The sequence below is a fragment of the Chenggangzhangella methanolivorans genome (assembly GCF_042648545.1).
GTDB lineage: Bacteria > Pseudomonadota > Alphaproteobacteria > Rhizobiales > Methylopilaceae > Methylopila > Methylopila methanolivorans.
In genome coordinates this window covers 992,035-1,011,613 of the sequence record NZ_JBHRXS010000003.1, presented here as the reverse complement: position 1 = coordinate 1,011,613, position 19,579 = coordinate 992,035, and the positions used below count along the sequence as shown (strand labels likewise).

The 19,579-nt window shown below is 64.3% G+C and carries 14 protein-coding genes; 6 read left to right on the top strand and 8 right to left on the bottom strand.

Annotated elements, in window-relative coordinates; genetic code table 11:
- Positions 1–44: 44 nt before the first annotated feature.
- The 4 genes from ACFOWB_RS05055 to ACFOWB_RS05040 form a co-directional block, all read right to left on the bottom strand.
- Positions 45–2,480, bottom strand: coding sequence for a TonB-dependent siderophore receptor (locus ACFOWB_RS05055; RefSeq protein WP_378146005.1), 2,436 nt, complete (start codon positions 2,478–2,480; stop codon positions 45–47).
- 93 nt (positions 2,481–2,573) lie between these two features.
- Positions 2,574–3,509, bottom strand: coding sequence for a FecR family protein (locus ACFOWB_RS05050; RefSeq protein WP_261405541.1), 936 nt, complete (start codon positions 3,507–3,509; stop codon positions 2,574–2,576).
- Between the two features lie 78 nt (positions 3,510–3,587).
- Complete coding sequence (locus ACFOWB_RS05045) at positions 3,588–4,088, bottom strand: RNA polymerase sigma factor (RefSeq protein ID WP_261405542.1); 501 nt, start codon at positions 4,086–4,088, stop codon at positions 3,588–3,590.
- 458 nt (positions 4,089–4,546) lie between these two features.
- The gene (locus ACFOWB_RS05040) at positions 4,547–6,397 is read right to left on the bottom strand and encodes a sigma-54-dependent Fis family transcriptional regulator (RefSeq protein WP_261405543.1); all 1,851 of its coding nucleotides are present in this window, start codon (positions 6,395–6,397) and stop codon (positions 4,547–4,549) included.
- A gap of 361 nt (positions 6,398–6,758) precedes the next feature.
- Here ACFOWB_RS05040 and ACFOWB_RS05035 point away from each other — a divergent pair, with 361 nt between their 5' ends.
- From ACFOWB_RS05035 to ACFOWB_RS05010, 6 genes are all read left to right on the top strand, one after another.
- Positions 6,759–7,478, top strand: coding sequence for an MIP/aquaporin family protein (locus tag ACFOWB_RS05035; protein WP_378146001.1), 720 nt, complete (start codon positions 6,759–6,761; stop codon positions 7,476–7,478).
- A gap of 113 nt (positions 7,479–7,591) precedes the next feature.
- Positions 7,592–9,115, top strand: a complete 1,524-nt coding sequence (locus ACFOWB_RS05030; protein WP_261405545.1) for an aldehyde dehydrogenase family protein — start codon at positions 7,592–7,594, stop codon at positions 9,113–9,115.
- Positions 9,116–9,325: 210 nt separating this feature from the next.
- Entirely contained in the window at positions 9,326–9,946 is a 621-nt protein-coding gene (locus tag ACFOWB_RS05025) for a QcrA and Rieske domain-containing protein (RefSeq protein WP_378145999.1), read from the top strand.
- A 50-nt stretch (positions 9,947–9,996) separates the two neighbouring features.
- Positions 9,997–11,733, top strand: coding sequence for a PQQ-dependent dehydrogenase, methanol/ethanol family (locus ACFOWB_RS05020; protein WP_378145997.1), 1,737 nt, complete (start codon positions 9,997–9,999; stop codon positions 11,731–11,733).
- 386 nt (positions 11,734–12,119) lie between these two features.
- Entirely contained in the window at positions 12,120–13,880 is a 1,761-nt protein-coding gene (locus ACFOWB_RS05015) for a PQQ-dependent methanol/ethanol family dehydrogenase (RefSeq protein WP_378145995.1), read from the top strand.
- Between the two features lie 120 nt (positions 13,881–14,000).
- A complete protein-coding gene (locus ACFOWB_RS05010; protein ID WP_378145993.1) occupies positions 14,001–14,798 on the top strand; it encodes a response regulator in 798 nt (265 codons plus the stop codon).
- A gap of 312 nt (positions 14,799–15,110) precedes the next feature.
- Here the strand turns inward: ACFOWB_RS05010 and bhcD are convergent, their stop codons facing one another.
- The 4 genes from bhcD to bhcA are packed head-to-tail and all read right to left on the bottom strand — an operon-like array spanning position 15,111 to position 19,443.
- The gene (bhcD, locus tag ACFOWB_RS05005) at positions 15,111–16,076 is read right to left on the bottom strand and encodes an iminosuccinate reductase BhcD (protein WP_378145991.1); all 966 of its coding nucleotides are present in this window, start codon (positions 16,074–16,076) and stop codon (positions 15,111–15,113) included.
- A 22-nt stretch (positions 16,077–16,098) separates the two neighbouring features.
- Complete coding sequence (gene bhcC / locus ACFOWB_RS05000; RefSeq protein ID WP_378145989.1) at positions 16,099–17,262, bottom strand: 3-hydroxy-D-aspartate aldolase BhcC; 1,164 nt, start codon at positions 17,260–17,262, stop codon at positions 16,099–16,101.
- Between the two features lie 13 nt (positions 17,263–17,275).
- Positions 17,276–18,238, bottom strand: coding sequence for a beta-hydroxyaspartate dehydratase BhcB (gene bhcB / locus ACFOWB_RS04995; protein ID WP_378145987.1), 963 nt, complete (start codon positions 18,236–18,238; stop codon positions 17,276–17,278).
- 14 nt (positions 18,239–18,252) lie between these two features.
- Entirely contained in the window at positions 18,253–19,443 is a 1,191-nt protein-coding gene (bhcA, locus tag ACFOWB_RS04990) for an L-aspartate--glyoxylate aminotransferase BhcA (protein ID WP_378145985.1), read from the bottom strand.
- Between the last annotated feature and the right edge of the window lie 136 nt (positions 19,444–19,579).

Sequence of the window (19,579 nt, the reverse complement as noted above, 5' to 3'; positions counted from 1 at the left end):
CCACGAGCGCGCGGCGGGAGACGTTGAAGCCGCTCAGCTCGCCCTCACCATGTGTAGGTGGCCTTCAGGATCGCTTTGCGGCCCTCGCCGTAGAAGCAGCCGAAATCCCTCGAGAAGCAGGAGGCAACGTAACGCTTGTCGAACAGGTTGCTGACATTGAGCGCGAGTTTGTAGTTGTCGCGCTTATAGCTCAGCAGGGCGTCCACGACCGCGACGGACGGAACCTTGAACGAGTTGTCGTTGTCGCCGAAGGTCGAGCTCTGCGCGCGGACGCCGCCGCCGAAGCCGAGACCTTTCAGCGCGCCGGTCTGGAGTGTGTAGTCCGCCCAGATCGCCCCGGCGTGCTTCGGGATGCCGTACGTCATGTTGCCCTCCCGCTCAGGGGCGGAGGGGTTTTTGGTTATCTCCAGATCGAGATACGTATAGGCGGCCCGCAGATTGACGCCGTTGGCGAGAGTGGCGACGCCTTCCAGTTCCAGACCACGTGATCGGACCTCTCCGATCACGTTCCCAGTCACGGGCCCAGTCGACTGCTGTACGTTCTGGCGCGTGAGTTCAAAAACCGCCGCCGTGAAGGTCGCGTTCCATTCCGGCGGCTGGAACTTGAGGCCCGCCTCATATTGCTGCCCTGTGTCCGGCTTCAGCGCCGTTCCGCCCGGAGAGGCCACCACAGGCAAGAAGGATTCAGAATAGCTGACGTACGGCGCCAAGCCATTGTCGAAGTTGTAGATCAGCCCGGCCTTGCCGGTGAAGGCGCGATCCATCTGGTCGGTTTCAGGCTCGGCCGACACTGCGTCCTTCGATTTCGTGTCGGCCCAGTCGTAACGTCCGCCCAGAACGATCGACAGCTTGTCGATCTTGATCTGGTCCTGCGCATACACGCCGATCTGACGCTGCTTCGTATTGATGTCCTGATATGGCGCGCCCACCGTGATCGGGCCGCCGTAGATCGGATCGAAGACATCGATCGAGTCGGCTGTCCCTTCGGCGCCGAAGTCCGAGAGGCTTGTGTAGCGGTAATCTAAACCGATTACCGCGGTGTGGCTGAAAGGTCCCGTGTCGACTTTGACCTGAGCGTTGTTGTCGACCGCGAAGGTGTCAAGTTCAGATCGGCCGACGCTGGAAAAGCGTCCGAATTGGTTGCTGCTCGCGTCGACATAGCCGAAACCGTAAACTTGGTCCTGCTCGTTCTTAAGATAGGAATAGCGCAAGTTCTGTCGCACGGTGACCGCGTCGCTGAACCTGTGCTCGAACAGATATCCAATCATCGCCATGTCGGTGTCGTACCGATCAAAATCCGGCTCCCCGAGAAAGCGATTTACCGGGATGCGCCGCCCGTTTCGCCGAAAGACCGTTCCGTCCGCCGGGAGGAATTGAAGGCCCCAACCCGCGCGGTCACGCTGGTAGGCGCCTAGCACCGTCAGGGTCGTGTCGTCGGAGGGCTTCCACGTGAAAGACGGCGCGAGAAAGATGCGGTCGTCATCGACGGTGTCGACCTGCGTTTTGCCCTCGCGCACCAGCCCAGTCAGGCGGTAGGAAAATTCGTCTGATCCGGCGACCGGCCCGCCGAAGTCGAACTCGCCCTGATAGCGGTCGAAGCTGCCGATGCTCGCTGAGACCTCGCCGAAGGCGTAGTCGGTCGGCCGCTTCGATACGTAGTTGATGATCCCGCCCGGGCCATTCTGACCGTATAGAACCGAAGCCGGTCCCTTGAGAAATTCGATGCGTTCTGCGCCGTACGGATCAAGGCCCTGGAACTCGGTAAACTGGGTGCCGGGCATACGGAGACCGTCTTTGTAGAACGAATTGCCCGTCGCCTCGAAGCCCCTAAGAATGAAACCGCCGAAGCGAGTGTCGGAAGCACCGTTGCGTTCTCCAAGCGCGCCTGAAGTGTAACGCAGCGCGCTGTTTATCGACTCAACACCTTGGGTCTTGAGCTGGTCGCTTGTAACGACCGAGATCGACTGCGGCGTCTCGATCAGCGGGGTGTCGGTCTTGGTGGCTGTGACGGCGCGCGTTGCGTTGAAACCGCTGACATGACCGACAGGATTTTGCCCCCCTTGACCGTTTAGCGCCGCATCGTCCGAGCCGCGCCCTTCGACGTTGATCTCCTCAAGCTCCACCGCTCCCGTGGCCTGGACCTTGACGAGATCCTGCACGGTCACGACGCCTGGAGCGGTGTAGACGTAAACGAGACCGGTGCCCTCGAGCAGCTCACGCAGCGCGCTTTCGAAGGTGTCGGCCTTCACGGCTTTCGCGCGCTTGCCCACTGTGGCGTCGGACGCATAGAGCAGACGCACTTTCGACTGTCGGCCGAGCGCAAGCAGGCCATCTTCAAGGGTGCCAGCGGGGATCGCGATTTCGGCCGTTGGCGCTGCGCCGCGCTCGGCCGCTCCGATAGAGGTCGCGCTTATCACGATAATCGCCGCCGCTGCCGCAGCCGTGACAGCGGTTCTGTGGGCGCCCTTACTGCCAGTCATCTCGTCCCCCGACGCGAACGGACCGCGACGGCGGCCACATGACGAGTAAGAGCGAACCTCTTGCCAGCCTCCTGACGTCGCTGCCGAAAAAAATTAGCTCGCGGATCGCACGAGGGTCAGCGCGCGGCCAAACCGCATCATCCTGACGGGGAACGTCGCCTCAATCGCAGAGAGAGCAGCCTCGGGGTCGCCGAGATCGAACACGCCGCTGACCTTGAGGTCAGCCGCCCGATCGTCGAGCACAAGGATGGGTCCGTTCCGATAGCGGCCGATCTCGGCCAGGAGATCGCCAAGCCTACGTCCCGAAAAGACGATCCGTCCCTCGCGCCAGGCGACGGCGTCGCTGGCGCCGCCAGGCGGATCGGTCTCGACGAGCCGCCCGTCAGCCCCGCGGGCCGCCCCGTCGCCGGCCCCAAGACGCAGCAGATCAGCGCCGGCGCGCACCTCAACCACGCCCTCTTCAACTACCACCTCGGGGCCTGAACGCGGCGAGCGCGCTACCTCGTAGCGCGTTCCCAGCGCGGTCGCCGAAAGACCGTCGACCATCACGACGAAGGGCCGCTCAGCATCGGGGACGACGTTGAAAAAAACTTGGCCGCGAAGGACCTCCACGCGCCGCTCCCCCGCCACGAAATGAAGCGCTATCGCGCTGTCCGTGTCCAGCGTCGCCTCGGTTCCGTCAGCGAGTCGCACGGCGCGTATCTCACCAACGGAGGTCCAGTGGTCCGAACTTAGCCGGTCGATCAATCCGGATTGATAAAGCGCTGCGCCGAAACCCAGAACCGCAAGCAGCGCCATCAAGCCGCCCCCGCCTGGCTTGGCAGGCTTGACGGGCGCCATTTTCCCAAGTTCGCCCCAAAGTTCGGAAAGATCGTCGAACGCAGCCGCATGTGCTGGCAAGGCTGAGCGCCAGCGTTCGAAAGCGCGTCGATCTTCCGCGCTGGCGTCAGCCGACGACAACCGCGCGACCCAAAGCGCGGCTTCCTCAGCTATGCGTTCTTCGTCTCCGGTCGGTCCCTGCGACGCCATCGGTCCTCTCGCGCGCGGAAAGCCGCTTCGCACTGCACTTTAAGAGCGCGGCGAGCTGCTATGACCTGACGTGCGACTCTAAGAAAGCCTCGATCGCGTCGCGCGGCACGCGAGCAGCGCGCGCATCACATGCTTCTCAACCATGTTGCGCGAGATGCCGAGCCGAAGCGCGATCTCGCTGTTGGCGAGGCCTTCGAAGCGGCTCATCACAAACGCTTCACGGCAGCGCGGCGGCAGCGCGGCGATAGTCTCGGAGAAGGCGCGCAGGCGCTGGCGCGCATCGACTGCGCGTTCGGCGTCGGGCTGGTCGTCGGCGAGGTCAAGGGCGGCGTCGCGGTCGAACAACAGGTCGTCGGCCGCGCGCCTCGCCGACCACGCATAAGCGACAGACCGCGCGACGCGAAAGAGATAGGCCTGCGGATTGTCGATCGCAGTCTCCGGGCCGAGCGAGAGCATGCGCAAGAATGTTTCCTGCGTGGCGTCCGCGGCTTCCTCGCGGCATCGGAACCGACGCTGGAAGAATCGGCGCAGCCTGCTCTCTTCCGAACGCTGCAGGTTCCGCACCAGCAGTCCAGTCATTGTGGTCCCCGATTAGCCTTAACATCAGGCCATTCCACGCCAGTTACGCGGATAGAAAATTCCTTTCAACTTCAATATTTTAGATCCATTCTAAGAAGCCGCATCTGGGCGATCTCGCCATCGACGAGTGACGTTTCTGCAACGCTGAATGGGGCTCTTAAGTAGAGTTAGCCGTCGCCTTGGCGACTTGTGGCGCACGTGGCGGTTGTAGGGCTTGTCTCGGCGGTTGTTTAAACGTCTGCTTGTGGCGCGTCTCAGCCGGAAACTTTCTTGCTAGCATGGCACCTGTCGCCGAGATGGTCCGCCTGCGGCGACGGCGTTCACACGCGCAAAGGCGACGCCATCTGTCCGGCAACTCACGCAGCTGTCGGTCTGGGCTCCGCTCGTCGATGCGGCGTCCGTTCGCGCGGATCATAATCTCGGCTGGCAAGCGGTCACTGCGGTGCCAGGACGACTAATCAATCCATTTCTGAGGGAGCGACGGACTGCGCCTGCAACAGCCGACGATAGAACGTGCCCCGGCTGACCCCAAGGCTGCGGGCAGCGCGAGAAATGTTGCCGCCATGACGGTCTAAAGCGTCTTGAAGGATAAGGCGCGTTTTCGATTGAAGGTCCGATGATTCATTTCGCAATTCCGCCGGTGTAGACAAAATTTCAACAGGTAGCGCAGAACACGGGACTTCGACGGATCGCTCTGCAAGCACGAACAACGTCCGGAGCACGCCTGCGAGTTGGCGAAAGTTGCCCGGCCAGTCGTAACCGGAAAGCCGGCCAAGGGTTTCTGGTGCGAGCCTGTATTCGGGGTCTTCCGAAGTGGTCTGGCTCCATAGATTGGAGACAACGCGCGCGAGTTGAGGGTGTTCTCGGATAGGCTTCAGCCGGACGTGAAATTGCGAAATTCGGTAAAAGAGATCGCGCCGGAATCGGCCGGAAGCCACGAGATCCTCGAGCTTGAGATGGGTAGCGCATATCAACGCGAAGTCTACCGGCACGGCTTTCGAGCAACCCAGGGGTGTGACCTCCCGCTCTTGTAGCGCACGCAACAGTCGCGCCTGCGCGGGGAGGGGCATATCGCCGATTTCGTCAAGCAACAGCACGCCGCCATCCGCTTCTCGCAGCAGACCTTTTGCGCCCTTCTTCAGCGCGCCCGTGAAAGCGCCCTCGACATAGCCAAACAGCTCAGCCTCAATTAGGGATTCTGGCAACGCGGCGCAGTTGACGGCCACGAATGGACATAGCGCGCGCGACGACAGCGCGTGCAGATGGCGAGCGAACACCTCTTTTCCGCAACCGGTCTCGCCGGTCACCACTACCGGCAGGCCGGACTCCATCACCTTGCGCGCCCGCTCGATGTCGGCGCGGGTAGCTTCATCGTAGATTGGCGTGGTTAGGCTTGCCCGGGAGAACCGAGGTAGGCCGGCCAGCGGCCGCGCGGGCGATGCTTTCTCCTGACCGCCGCTGTGGAGACGCCGACCCCTCCAGCTCCTAAGCTCGCGGCCAGCGTATCGACCTGGTTCATCTTCTGGCGAAACATCGAACAATTCGCCGAAGCTGCGGCCTCCAAGCGCCTTCCAGTCGATGTCGACCAGCGCAAGGCCGTGACGGTTAGCCGCGACGAGCCGCAAGTCGTCATTGAATACTAGAACGCCTTCCCTCGCCGTGCCGAGAAGCTGCGGGTCGGCATGGAGCCGAACGACTTGGTGATGAGCGAAAACTTCCGCAAACTGACGGTGTTCGATCTGGTCAATCGCGAGCTCCACTAGGCCAAGCGCATAGGCAGAAGTTGTCGACGCCGGAGCAGAGACATTGAGAACGCCCGCAACTGAGCCATAGGGCGTCATTATGGGGGCGGCGGCGCAGTCAAGGAAACGATTGGTGGCGAAGAAGTGCTCCGAGCCTCTGACGACGAGCGGCTTCAGCTCCATCAGCACAGCCCCGATGCCGTTAGTTCCGCGCAACTGCTCGGTCCACAAAGAGCCTGGGCTGAGCGAGACCTGGTTAGCGCGGCGAGCGAAGTCTTCTGCTCCGACGCAATCCAGCACCACGCCGAGCGGATCCGCGACGATCGCAACCCCCTCGCCGCTGACCGCGACCCGGCGGAGTGTCTCGAGTTCGGGGCGGCAACGTCGATAGAGCTCTTCGCTTTGTTCGATGCGGCTGCGGAGCTCGTGTGACGTCAGTGGTTCAATCCTAGGCGGCGCCTCACCCTCAAGCCCCGACGCTTCGCACCTGCTCCACGAGCGGCGGATATGGTCCGGTTGCACTGCTCCGCGATCTTGAATAGCGCCGGAAGCGGTTGCTTTCTTCATGATAGCGCCTCCCAACATCCTCTTACCCCTAACGAACTGTTCTATAACGGAACAAATTTGTCCGTAGTTGTTCTTCTATATTTCGATCTTGTCATCAAAAGACTGGGCCGTCCAGAGCGTCGTTCCTGACCTATAAACTTCGGCCCTTCTGAAATCTCGAGGATTTCAAGGGAATTATCCTTATTGCGCCGCCAAAACAGTTCGTTTGCGGCGCACCATGGCATGTCCTCTGCTTTTGCCTTCACGCCAACGTTTGGCGAGCGGCTGAGACCAGGCGTCTTTGCAGGTCGTCGAGCCGGCGTTGGCAGAAAACGAGAACAGGGCTCGTCGGAGACGACGGAGCCCTTCAAGGGGGGGTGTTATGGGTCCGGGTTTTCTCGGTGAATTTCTGGGGACGATGGTCCTCATTCTGTTCGGGAACGGCGTCGTGGCCAACGTGCTTCTGACGCAATCCAAGGGGAACGGCGGTGGGTGGATGGTGATCACCACCGGCTGGGCCTTCGGCGTGCTGGCCGGCGTGATCGTGGCGATCGCAGCGGGCTCGAACGCGCATCTCAATCCGGCGGTCAGCGTCGCGCTCGCTTACTCTTCCGGATCCTGGGCGACGGTCCCGACCTATGTGGCGGGGCAGTTCGCAGGCGCCTTCGCGGGCGCCGCTCTGGTGTGGCTCGCCTATCTCGCCCATTGGGCCAAGACCGAGGACAGCGGCCTCAAGCTCGCCTGCTACTCGACCGGCCCCGCGATCCGCGACGCCAAGGCCAATCTGCTCACGGAAGTGATCGGCACCTTCGCGCTCGTCTTCGTGGTGGTGGCGATCGGCGCCAAGGCGGTAGGGGCCGCGGGCGTTCTCGGGCCGCTGATGGTGGCCTTCCTCGTGTGGGGCATCGGCCTCTCGCTCGGCGGGCCGACCGGCTACGCCATCAATCCGGCTCGCGACCTCGGGCCGCGCCTTGCCCACGCGGTGCTGCCGATCGCCGGCAAGGGCGGCTCAGACTGGGGCTATTCCTGGGTCCCAGTCGTGGGCCCGGTTGTCGGCGCGCTGCTCGCGATCATCGTGGCAAAGGCGACGGGCCTCGGCTGAAGCCCGCCGCCGACCAGAAGTCATCCGCACACACGTCAATGCCGCGACGCTCGATCGAGACGTGAGGAAAGCCGCGTCCGGCGTCCGACAGAAACCAAACGGGAGAAACGCAAATGAACGTCAACGTCAACATTCCGACCAGCCGACCCAAGGTCTGCCCGTCGATCGAAGCCTGGCTCGCGCAGCCCCGCCCCCTGCTGATCGACGGCAAGTGGGTTCCGGCGCTCTCGGGCAAGACCTTTCCGGTCTTCGACCCGGCGACCGGCGAGAAGATCGCAGACGTGGCCGAGGGCGACGCCGCCGACATCGATCTTGCGGTCAAGGCCGCCCGCCGCGCCTTCGAGAGCGGCCCGTGGGCCCGCATGACCCCGTCCGAGCGCGGACGCATCATCCATAAGCTCGGCGACCTCGTGCTCGAGCACGCCGATGAACTCGCGACCCTCGAGGCGCTCGACAACGGCAAGCCCAAGCACGTCGCCCGCGCCGCCGACGTGACGCTCTCGGCCGACATGTTCCACTACATGGCCGGCTGGGCAACCAAGATCGAAGGCAAGACGATCTCGATCTCGGCGCTCGCAGCGCCCGGCGTCGACTTCTTCTCTGCGACCCGCCCGGAGCCGATCGGCGTCGTCGGCCAGATCATCCCGTGGAACTTCCCGCTGCTGATGGCGGCCTGGAAGCTCGGCCCGGCGCTCACCACCGGCTGCACGGTGGTCCTGAAGGTCGCCGAAGAGACCCCGCTTTCGGCGCTCCGCCTCGGCGAGTTGATCCTCGAAGCGGGCGTTCCGGCAGGCGTCGTCAACATCATCGCGGGCTTCGGCGAGACCGCGGGCGCGGCGCTCTCGGCGCACCCCGACGTCGACAAGGTGGCGTTTACCGGCTCGACCGACGTCGGCCGCCTGATCGTCAAGGCCTCGGCCGGCAATCTCAAGAAGGTCTCGCTCGAGCTGGGCGGCAAGTCGCCCAACATCGTGCTCGCCGACGCCGACGTGGAACTCGCCATCCAAGGCGCGACCGCCGCGGTGTTCTTCAACCACGGCCAGTGCTGCAACGCCGGTTCGCGCCTCTTCGTCCACCGCTCAATCTTCGACCGCGTGGTCGAGGGTGTGGCGGCGGAAGCGGCCAAGATCAAGCTCGGCCACGGGCTCAACCCCGACACCGAGATGGGTCCGCTCGTCTCCCAGGTGCAGTACGACCGCGTAACGGGTCTGCTGGCCTCGGGCCGGCAGCAGGGCGCGACCGCGGTCTGCGGCGGCGCGGGCGTGGGCGGTCAGGGCTATTTCGTGCCGCCGACGATCTTCACCAACACCACGCCCTCCATGCGCGTGGTCGCCGAGGAGATCTTCGGCCCGGTGCTGGTGGCCGCGCCCTTCGACGACGTCGACGACGCGCTGATCGCCGAAGCCAACAACTCGATCTACGGCCTTGCGGCTGGCGTGTGGTCGACCAACACGGCCAAGGCGCAGTCGATCGCGCATCGCCTGAAGGCCGGCACCGTGTGGGTCAACTGCTACCACATCTTCGACGCCGCGCTGCCCTTCGGCGGCTACAAGCAGTCGGGCTGGGGCCGCGAGATGGGCCAGGCCGTGCTCAACAACTACCTCGAGACCAAGGCCATCACCACCCGCCTCGGGTGACGGCGCGCCCGCGTGACCGCTGACTGAAAGCCGTCGCCGGGCATCCGGCTTCGGCCTTCGGCGGGCGGCGGCGGGACAAGCGCGACGGGATCGGCCGGGGGCCCGATCCCGTCGCGTCCCGGGGATCTTCCAGGACAGACGGCGACATCGGCGCCGACGCCAAAGCAGCGGCGTCGAACCACGGACATCCAGAGTATAGGAATAAAGACCTTGACACGAACTCAAGACGATCGCACGACACCTGATGGCGCGACGGCGACGCCCTGCGGCTGCGGATCTTCCGCCGAGTTCGGACGCAGAGACGTTCTCGCCACAGCCGCCGCGGCGCTCGCCGCCGCCGCCGTGACGCCCGCCTGGGCCCAGACGCCGGCCTCGCCGATGCCGCCCCAGCCGGGCGACCGCTTCGTCCATCTCTCTGGACCCAAGGCCGGCCAGCCAGTCGTTCCCGAAGACCTCGTCATCGGCTCGCCAAGGCTCGCCTACCCGGCCGATCCCGAATCCGGCGAGGCCCGCAAGGCGCGGACCAACCAGGTGGTCCTGACGCGCGTCGATCCCGCGGTCCTGTCGGTGGAGACGCGCTCGGTTTCCTGGAACGGCGTCGTCGCCTACTCGGCGATCTGCACCCACAACGGCTGCCCGGTCACGGGCATGCGCAACGACAAGACACTGCTCTGTCCGTGCCACGAGTCGGAATTCGACATCGCGGACAAAGGCAAGGTGGTTCACGGCCCGGCCGAGCGCCGGCTCTCGAACCTCCCTCTGCAGACGACCGGAGACGCGATCGTGGTCGCGGGTCCGTTCTCCGGCCCCATCGGCGCGCAACGCAAGTAAGCGCCGGGACGCCGGACCTTCTCAAGAAAAGACAAAGGGGGAATGCATCTATGCTTAAGTTCGCGACGGCGACGGCTATTGCCGCGCTGGCTCTGTCGGGAGCGGCGAATGCGGGTCCGCTTGAACACTATAAACCCGTCACTCAAGAAAGAATGTCCAATCCGGAGCCCGAAAACTGGCTGATGGCCAAGGGCAACTACGCCGGTTGGAGCTATACCGCGCTCGATCAGATCACGGCCAAGAACGTCAAGAAGCTTCGGCCCGTCTGGAGCTTCTCGACCGGCGTGACCTCCGGTCACGAAGCGCCTGCGATCGTCAATGACGGCGTCATGTTCGTGGCCACGCCTTACAACCAAGTGATCGCCATCAAGGCGGCCACCGGCGAGCAGATCTGGCGCTACAAGCGCGAGTTCCCGGAAGGCTTCAGCGCGTTTCACGTCACCAACCGCGGCGTCGCGCTCTGGGGCGACAAGGTCTATGTCGGCGGCGCGGACTGCAAGCTGACCGCCCTCGACGCCAAGACCGGCAAGGTCGCCTGGGAATCCGTCGTCTGCGACTGGCAGGACGGCGCCTACATCACCTCGGCTCCGGTCGCGGTGAACGGCAAGGTCATCATCGGCCCGTCGGGCGGCGAGTTCGGCGTCCGCGGCTTCCTGAAGGCCTTCGACGCCCAGACCGGCAAGGAAGTCTGGACGACCTACGGCATTCCGGCCCCGGGCGAGCCCGGCTCGGAGACCTGGCCGCATGAAGGCCAGTGGAAGGACGCCTGGAAGATCGGCGGCGCCACGATGTGGATGCCGGGCAATTACGACGTAAAGAACGGCGTTCTCTACTGGGGCGTCGGCAACGGTTCGCCCTGGGTCGGCGACCAGCGTCCGGGCGACAACCTCTACGTCGCCTCCACGATCGCGATGGATCCCGACACCGGCAAGATCAAGAGCCACTTCCAGTATCACTGGAACGACTCCTGGGACTGGGCGGCCATGAACCCGCCGACCCTGATCGACCTCGAGAAGAACGGCGTCAAACAGCCCAACCTCATCAGCGCGCAGCGCAACGGCTACCTGTATCGCCTCAATCACGCGGCCGACGGCGGCAAGATCAACTTCGTCGACGCCCGCCCGTTCGTGAAGAACAACGTCTTCAAGAGCGTCGACCCCAAGACCGGCCGTCCGACCTACAACGAAGAAGCCAAGCCCGGCACGGGCAAGGAGCGCATGTACTGCCCGAGCATCTGGGGCGGTAAGGACTGGCCGTACGAAGCGTACAACCCGAAGACCGGGATTCTCTACGTCCCGTTCAACGACAACCACTGCATGGCCTACGGCGGCAAGGTGCAGGAGCGCGTTCCGGGTCAGTGGTACGCGGGCGTGGAGCCTCAGGACATCAAGATCACGATCGAGGAAGGCTTCAAGTTCATCGGCGGCATTCAGGCCGTCGACGCCGCCAGCACGAAGGAAGTGTGGCGCACGACCTATCCCGGGTCGTGGAACTGGGGGTCGATCATGACCACCTCGACCGGCCTGATCTTCGCCGGCGGCACCAACGACCGCATGTTCCGCGCCTATGACGGCAAGTCCGGCGACCTGCTGTGGGAGTTCAAGACCAACTCCGGCATCATCTCGCCCCCCACCAGCTTCTCTGTCGACGGCAAGCAGTACATCGCCGTCGTCTCCGGCTGGGGCGTCGACGCCGCGTGGGTTCAGAACCTGATGGCCGATCGCTACGGCTGGGAGAAGGACTCCCCGCAGGGCGGCACTGTGTGGGTGTTCGCGCTCGACGACTGACGCGTGACCCTCGCGGGTTGAGCTGACGCGCTCCTGCCTGGCGCGCCTCGCGGCCCCCGCGCTTTCCGTCCTTTCGGACAGGACCGCGCGGGGGCCGCACCCTCCTCGATCGATCGAGGCCCCGGTTTCTCATTCTCTCGCGCGGCCGCGACGTCGGCTCCGCAGGAGCGGTTCCGCAATCGACGGCGCTCAGAGCCGTCTTGACCTGAAAGGAGATCTTTCCCGCCCGAGCGACGGGACGTCCCGAGAGGGCGCGACAACGACCGCCGCCGCGACAATGGGGTGGTCTTCGGGTTCTCGGACCCGAAGCCGAAGCGGCGACGGCCTCTGCAGACGATCAAACGAACACAAAGCGTCCAGAAGGACGAATTCGGGAGAAGACCTAAATGACATCTCGTTCCGCATTTCTCGCTGCCTGCGCCGCGACGGCGCTCCTCGCAGGCCTTTCGACGCCTGCTTTCGCGGTCACCGACGAGGACATCGCCAACGACGCCGCGACGACCAACGACGTCGTCACCAACGGCCTTGGCAACCAGGGCCAGCGCTACAGCCCGCTGAAGACGCTCAACCGCAACAACATCAAGGGCCTTATTCCGGCCTATTCATTCTCCTTCGGCGGCGAGAAGCAGCGCGGCCAGGAGAGCCAGGCGCTCGTCAAGGACGGCGTGATCTACGTCACCGGCTCGTATAGCCGCGCCTGGGCAATCAATTCCCGCACCGGCGAGAAAATCTGGGAATACAACGCCCGCCTTCCTGAGGGCATCCTGCCCTGTTGCGACGTCGTGAACCGCGGCGGCGTGCTCTACAAAGATATGTTCATCTTCGGCACGCTCGACGCGCAGATGGTCGCGCTCGACGCCAAAAACGGCAAGGTAAAGTGGAAGAAGCAGATCGACGACTTTAAGTCCGGCTTCTCCTACACGGCCTCACCGATGATCGTGAAGGGCAAGCTCATCTCGGGCGTCTCAGGCGGCGAGTTCGGCGTCGTGGGCCGCGTCGAAGCACGCGATCCGGAAACCGGCGAGATCATCTGGAAGCGTCCGGTGATCGAGGGTCATATGGGCGAGCTTAACGGCAAGCCCTCGACTGTGACTGGCAAGACAAACGAGACTTGGCCGGGCGACATGTGGAAGTACGGCGGCGGCGCCACGTGGCTCGGTGGCACCTATGACGCCGAAACGAACCTGATCTACTTCGGCACCGGCAACCCCGGCCCGTGGAACAGCTGGATGCGTCCCGGCGATAACAAGTGGACGTCGTCGCGCATCGCGCTTGACCCGGATACCGGCGAGATCAAGTGGGGCTTCCAGACCACCCCGCATGACGGCTGGGACTATGACGGCGTGAACGAGTTCGTGTCGTTCGACCTCAAGAAGGACGGCAAGACCATCAAGGCCGGAGCCACCGCCGACCGCAACGGCTTCTTCTTCGTCCTTGACCGCACCAACGGCAAGTTCATCTCCGCTACGCCGTTCGTAGCGAACGTCAACTGGGCCAGTGGGTACACGCCCGAGGGTCGCCCGATCTACATCGAGGCGAACCGTCCCGGCGACCCGTCGAAGTCGGCCGATGGCAAGAAGGGCGTTGTGGTTCGCGCGACTCCGGGTTTCCTCGGCGGCAAGAACTGGAACCCAGTTTCCTACAGCCCCGATACCGGACTGTTCTATATTCCATCCAACGAGTGGGGAATGAACATCTGGAACGAGCCGATCGCTTACAAGAAGGGCGCGGCCTATCTCGGCGCAGGCTTCGAAATCAAGCCGACCTTCGAGGACCACATCGGCTCGCTCAAGGCGATGGATCCGGCGACCGGAAAGGTCGTGTGGGAGTACAAGAACAAGGCTCCGCTCTGGGGCGGTGTTCTGACCACTGCAGGCGGACTGCTCTTCACCGGCACGTCCGAGGGCTACATCAAGGCCTTCGACTCCAAGACGGGCGATGAACTCTGGAAGTTTAACGTCGGCACCGGCGTCGTCTCGTCGCCGATTACCTGGGAACAGGACGGCGAGCAGTGGATAGGCTTCGCGGCTGGGTGGGGCGGCGCCGTTCCGTTGTGGGGCGGCGACGTGGCGAAGACCACCGCCGGCATCAATCAGGGCGGATCTTTCTGGGCCTTCAAGTTGCCCAAGGAAGTCGCGATCCGCTGACACGAGCACGGGCGGGGCGAAGTCTTCCCCTGTCCCGCCCGGACCGACGCCGCGCCAAATTTCTCCTGGCGCGGCGTCGGAGCACTCAATTCCCCTGAACGCCAGTGACGGACGCCTTCGATGCGCTTTCTCTTGATCGATGATCATCCGATTTTCCGGGAGGCCGTCGCCAATCGTCTCCGCACCCGGTTTTCCGAGTGCGGAGTTCTCGAGTTTGGCTCTATCGCCGCCGCCTGTGACGCCGCATATGGGCTTGAGATCGATCTCATCCTGACAGAATTGGCAATGTCAGGCGTCACGGGTTTCGAAGGCCTACTTGGGATCCGAGAGCGACTGCCAAAAGCACGCGTCGCCATTCTGTCGGGGCTTGACGATCCGAATATGATCCGGGCTGCGCTCAGGTTCGGCGCGGCCGGGTTTGTGAGCAAGCGAGCCGAGCGGTTAACATTCGACGCTGCGGTGGACGCAATGCTTACTGGTGCGGTCTACGTGCCCAGCGCTCTCCGGAGGCGGTCTTCACGGCCTTTGACAACCGCTCTCACGCGCGAAGCCGAAGTGGCGGAGCGGATCCGCACGTTGACCAGTGCGCAGCTTAAAGTTCTGACCTGCATTAAAAACGGCATGGTCAATAAGCAGATCGCTTACGAACTCAACGTTGGGCTTTCGACCGTTAAGGCCCACGTTTCCGCAATTATACAGAAGCTTGGCGTCGCGACCCGCACACAGATCGTTATAGAAACGCAGACAATCAATTTCGTCGAAGTAGCTGCCGCCAAATCGACAAACGAGCCAGAGCCGCAAGCTGCTTTCTTGGGGGCTCACTCTACAGCCGGATGGTACCCGTCACCCCCGGCTTCTCAAGCAAAAGGAGCGGTACGCTTGGAGCGAACCGTTACCGCGATGACGGCTGGGGCATGACCTAGGGACAGTCATGACATCATAGGCAGTCCGACTTGGCTTCGTCCCTCTCTCAATGCTTTTGTAAGATAATAGTCGCAAGCGACGCCCCTAGCGTTGTCATGGGCAATCATTGCACCGATTTTGGCGGCACCATCTCTTATAGATACTTTGCTGGGGTCGGTTGTGCCACAGCGATCAGGATCAGATCTTTGACGATCCTGATACGGGTGGGAAAGAGCTGTTCCGAGACGCGACTGGCCGCTATGGCGGAAAGCCGCGCTCTTTTTGGGGCCGAAAGCTCGCGCCCGGCCTGGAAGATATCGCTTTTGCTTAGAACGCTACTTCGACCGTTATACCCCTTTCGAGCGCAAGCGATACTGCAGCGGACGCGACAGCGAGGTCTTGAAGGCCAACACCAGTGCCATCAAAGATCGTGATCTCCTCGGCGGAAGTGCGGCCGGGGTGGTCGCCATTGATTACGGCACCGATCTCGACGATGTCGCCGACGTCGATCAGCCCCGCCGCGACCGCATGCTGGGCCTCGCCGATCGAGACCGACTGGGCGATCTCGTCGGCGAACACGCTGGCCTTTCCAAGGAGCGCGGCTTCGACCTCCTGCTTGCCCTTCGTATCCGTTCCCATGCAGGCGATGTGCGTGCCCGGCCGGACCTGAGCGGCCTCGAGGATCGGCGCGAAGGACGAGGTGATGGTCACGATCACGTCGGACCTTGCGCCCAGCCGGTCGAGATCGACCGCCTCGAAGGCGACGCCGCGTTCGGCCGCGACCTCCTCGAGGCGCCCGAGCATGGACGGATCGACGTTCCAGCCCAGCACCTTCTCGAAGGGCCGCTGGTCGAGCGCCGCGCGGAGCTGGAAGGCCGACTGGTGGCCGGCCCCGATCATGCCGATCGTGCGCGCGTCCTTGCGCGCCAGCCTCTGGATCGAGATCGCCGAGGCCGCGGCCGTGCGCAGCGCCGTCAGCAGGTTGCCGCCGACCACCGCCCGGCAGCGGCCGGTGTCGGCCTCGAACAGGAACACGGTCGACTGGTGGTTGGTGAGGCCCCTCGCCATGTTCCCGGGCCAGAACCCGCCCGACTTCAGGCCGAGCGTGAGGCTGTCGCGGTCAAAGCCCGACTTGAATCCGTAGAGCGCGTCCGCATGGCCGATCGCCTCCCGGATGACAGGGAAGTTGTAGGCCGAGCGCTTCGCCATGGAGGCGAAGACCTTCTCGACCGCGTCATAGCAATCGGCGGCCGTGACGAGCCCTGCGATCGCAGCTTCCGGAACGATGATCATCGGATGCGTCCCTTCCCCGGGCTCAATAAGCCTTGCCGCGGGCCGAGACCGGCCACACCGTCTCGACCACGCCGCGGCGCACGCCGACATACCAGTCGTGGACGTTGCAGGTCGGGTCGCAGTGGCCGGGCACGAGGCGCAGCTTCTCGTTGACCTTCAGCACGCCGTGCGGATCGTCGATGACGCCGTGCTCGTCGGAGCATTTGACGTATTTCACGTCGTCGCGCCCGTAGACGAAGGGCAGGCCGGAATCGACCGACTGGGCCTTGAGGCCCGCATCGCAGATCGCCTTGTCGGCCTTGGCGTGGCTCATCACGCTCGTCAGGATGAAGAGCGCGTTCTCCCATTCACCCTGGTCGATCCGCCGCCCGTCCTGGTCGAGGATGCGGCCGTAGTCGGCGTCCATGAACGCGTAACTGCCGCACTGCAGCTCGTTGTAGACGCCCGAGGCGGCTTCGAAATAGTAGCTGCCGGTGCCGCCGCCGCTAACGAGCCGGGGATCCAGACCCTCGGCCTTCAGCGCGTCGACGGCCTCGGCCACCTGTGCGATCGCGGCGTCGAGCTTGGCCCGGCGGTCCTCGTAGCGGTCGAGGTGCTGCATCGCGCCCTGATAGGCCTGGATGCCGTCGAACGTCAGGCCGTCGGCCCTCACGATCGCGCGGGCGAGTGCGACCACGTCCGCCGCCGTCTTCACGCCGCAGCGCCCCGCGCCGCAGTCGATCTCGATCAGGCAGCCGATCGTCGTCTTGTTCTTCTGCGCGGCTGCCGAGAGTTCGGCGACGTTCGCAAGATCGTCGACGCAGACCAAGATGCGGGCGCCGAGCGCAGGAAGGCGCGACAGGCGGTCGATCTTGGCCGGCTCGCGCACCTGGTTGGACACGAGGATGTCGTCGATGCCGGCGCGCGCGAACACTTCGGCCTCGGAGACCTTCTGGCAGCACACGCCAATCGCGCCGCCGCGCTCCATCTGCAGGCGCAGCACGTCGACCGACTTGTGCATCTTGCCATGCGCGCGGTGGCGCATGCCCTTCTCGCGGGCGTAATCGCCCATCTTGACGACGTTGCGCTCGAGCGCGTCGAGGTCGAGCACGAGGCAGGGCGTCTGGATCTCGTCCTCGCGCATGCCCGGCAAGGCCGGCACGTCAAAGCCGACCTCGAGGCCCACGAGACTGGATGCGATGGTCATTTGGTTTCCTTCCTCACGCCCGCGGAGCGGTCCAGGGCAGCGCGTCGATGTCGACGTTGCCCCCGGTGACGATGACGCCGACGCGCTTGCCCGCGAAGGCGGCCCGGTTCTTCAGGAGAGCTGCGAGCGGCACAGCGCTCGACGGCTCCACGACGACCTTCATGCGCTTCCACATGAGCTTCATGGCCTCGACGATCTCGTCCTCGGAGACCGTGAGGATGTCGGTCACGTGGCGGCTGACGAAGCTCCAGGTGAGGTCCTTCAGCGGGACCTTCAGCCCGTCAGCGACGGTGTGCGGCGCGTCGTCGGCGATGATGCGGCCGGCCTTCAGGCTGCGCGCGGCGTCGTCGGCCTGCTCGGGCTCGCCGGCGTAGATCGCGATTTCGGGCGCGAGATGGGAGAGCGTCAGGCACGTCCCCGACACCATGCCGCCGCCGCCGATCGGCGCGATCACGGCGTCGAGCCCGTCGACCTGCTCGATCAGCTCGCGGGCGCAGGTGCCTTGCCCTGCGATCACGCGCGGATCGTTGTAGGGGTGCACAAACTCCGCGCCGGTTTCTGCCACGACTTCCGCGAACACCGCCTCGCGCGAGGAGGTCGAAGGCTCACATTCAACCACCCGGCCGCCATAGCCCTGAACCGCATCCTTCTTTGCCTGGGGCGCGGTGCGCGGCATCACGACCGTACAAGGCACCCCCCGGCGTCCTGCCGCATAGGACAGGCACGCGCCGTGATTTCCCGAGGAATGGGTGGCGACGCCGCGGCGGGCCTGCTCCTCGCTCAGCCCGAACACGGCGTTGGTCGCGCCGCGGGCTTTGAAGGCGCCGGCCTTCTGGAAGTTCTCGCATTTGAAGAACAGCGAGGCGCCCATGACCTCGTCAATGAAGCGCGAGGTCAGCACCGGGGTGCGGTGGACGTAAGGGGCGATGCGCTCATGGGCGGCCTGCATCTCGTCGAAGGTCGGAAGGCTCGTCATCGGCGGGCCTCCCGTCAGGCCGCCGCGCGAAGGTCGGCGGCCGCGGTGCGCCGATAGACCTCCTGCGCCGCAGCGACCCCCGAGCCGAGCCGCACGTCGAGGCCGAGATCGACCATCGCCATTTCGGCGGCCGCGACGCCCGACAGCGCCATGACGTCGGTGAGCGCGCCGAGATGACCGATGCGGAACACCTTGCCGGCGACATCGCCGAGCCCGACGCCGAAGGCGACGTCGTAGACCTGCGCCGCATGCGTCACGATCCGCGTCGCGTCGAAGCCCACCGGGGTCCGGATGGCGCTCACCGTGTCGGAGCGGATGTCCGCCCGCTCGGCGCAGAGCTCGAGCCCCCAGGCGGCGACGGCGGCCCGGACGCCGTCCGCGATGCGGCGATGGCGCGCGAAGACGTTGTCGAGGCCTTCGGCGAGCAGCAGCCCAGTCGCGAGCTTCAGCCCGTTCAGCAGGCCGACCGGAGGCGTATAGGGAAACCCGCCCGCCGCCTGGCTGCGTCCCATGTCGCGGACGTCGAAGAAGCACCGGCGCAGCGTCGCGGTCTCGGTCGCCGCAAGCGCCTTCGGCGAGAACGCCACGATCGCAAGGCCCGCGGGCAGCATGAAGCCCTTCTGCGAACCCGTCACCGCGACGTCGACGCCCCACTCGTCCATGCGGAAGTCCATCGAGCCGATCGAGCTCACCCCGTCGACGAGGAGGAGCGCCGGATGGCCGGCGGCGTCGAGCGCGCGGCGGACGGCGGCGACGTCCGAGCGGACGCCGGTCGCTGTCTCATTGTGGGTGACGAGAACGGCCTTGATTTCATGCGCCCGGTCGGCCGTGAGGATCTCCTCGTAGCGATCGGCCGGCAGCGCCGCGCCCCACGTCGCCTCGACCACGACGACGTCGAGCCCGTGGCGTCCGCACATGTCGATCCAACGGCGGCTGAACATGCCGTGGCGCGCGGCCAGCACCTTGTTGCCCGGATTCAGCGTGTTCGAGATCGCCGTCTCCCAGCCCCCGGTCCCGGTCGAAGGGAACACGAAGACTTCGGCGCTTTCCGTTTTCAGCACCTTCTTTGCGCCGGCGAGCGCCGGATGCAGAATATCGCCGAAGTGCGACGAACGATGATCCATCGTCGGGACGTCAACGGATTTGCGCAGGATCTCCGGAATATTTGTCGGTCCGGGAATGAAGACGGGGTTTTGCGAGAACATCGCGGATTCTCCTTAAGCGTCTCACGAAACTAACGCTTGACGGTGCAGTTGAAAATTTTTTTGAAAAAATTTTTCATTTTCAATAGAATCGATAAAAGCATATTCCAATCAGTCGATTGGCTTTTTCCATCAGATG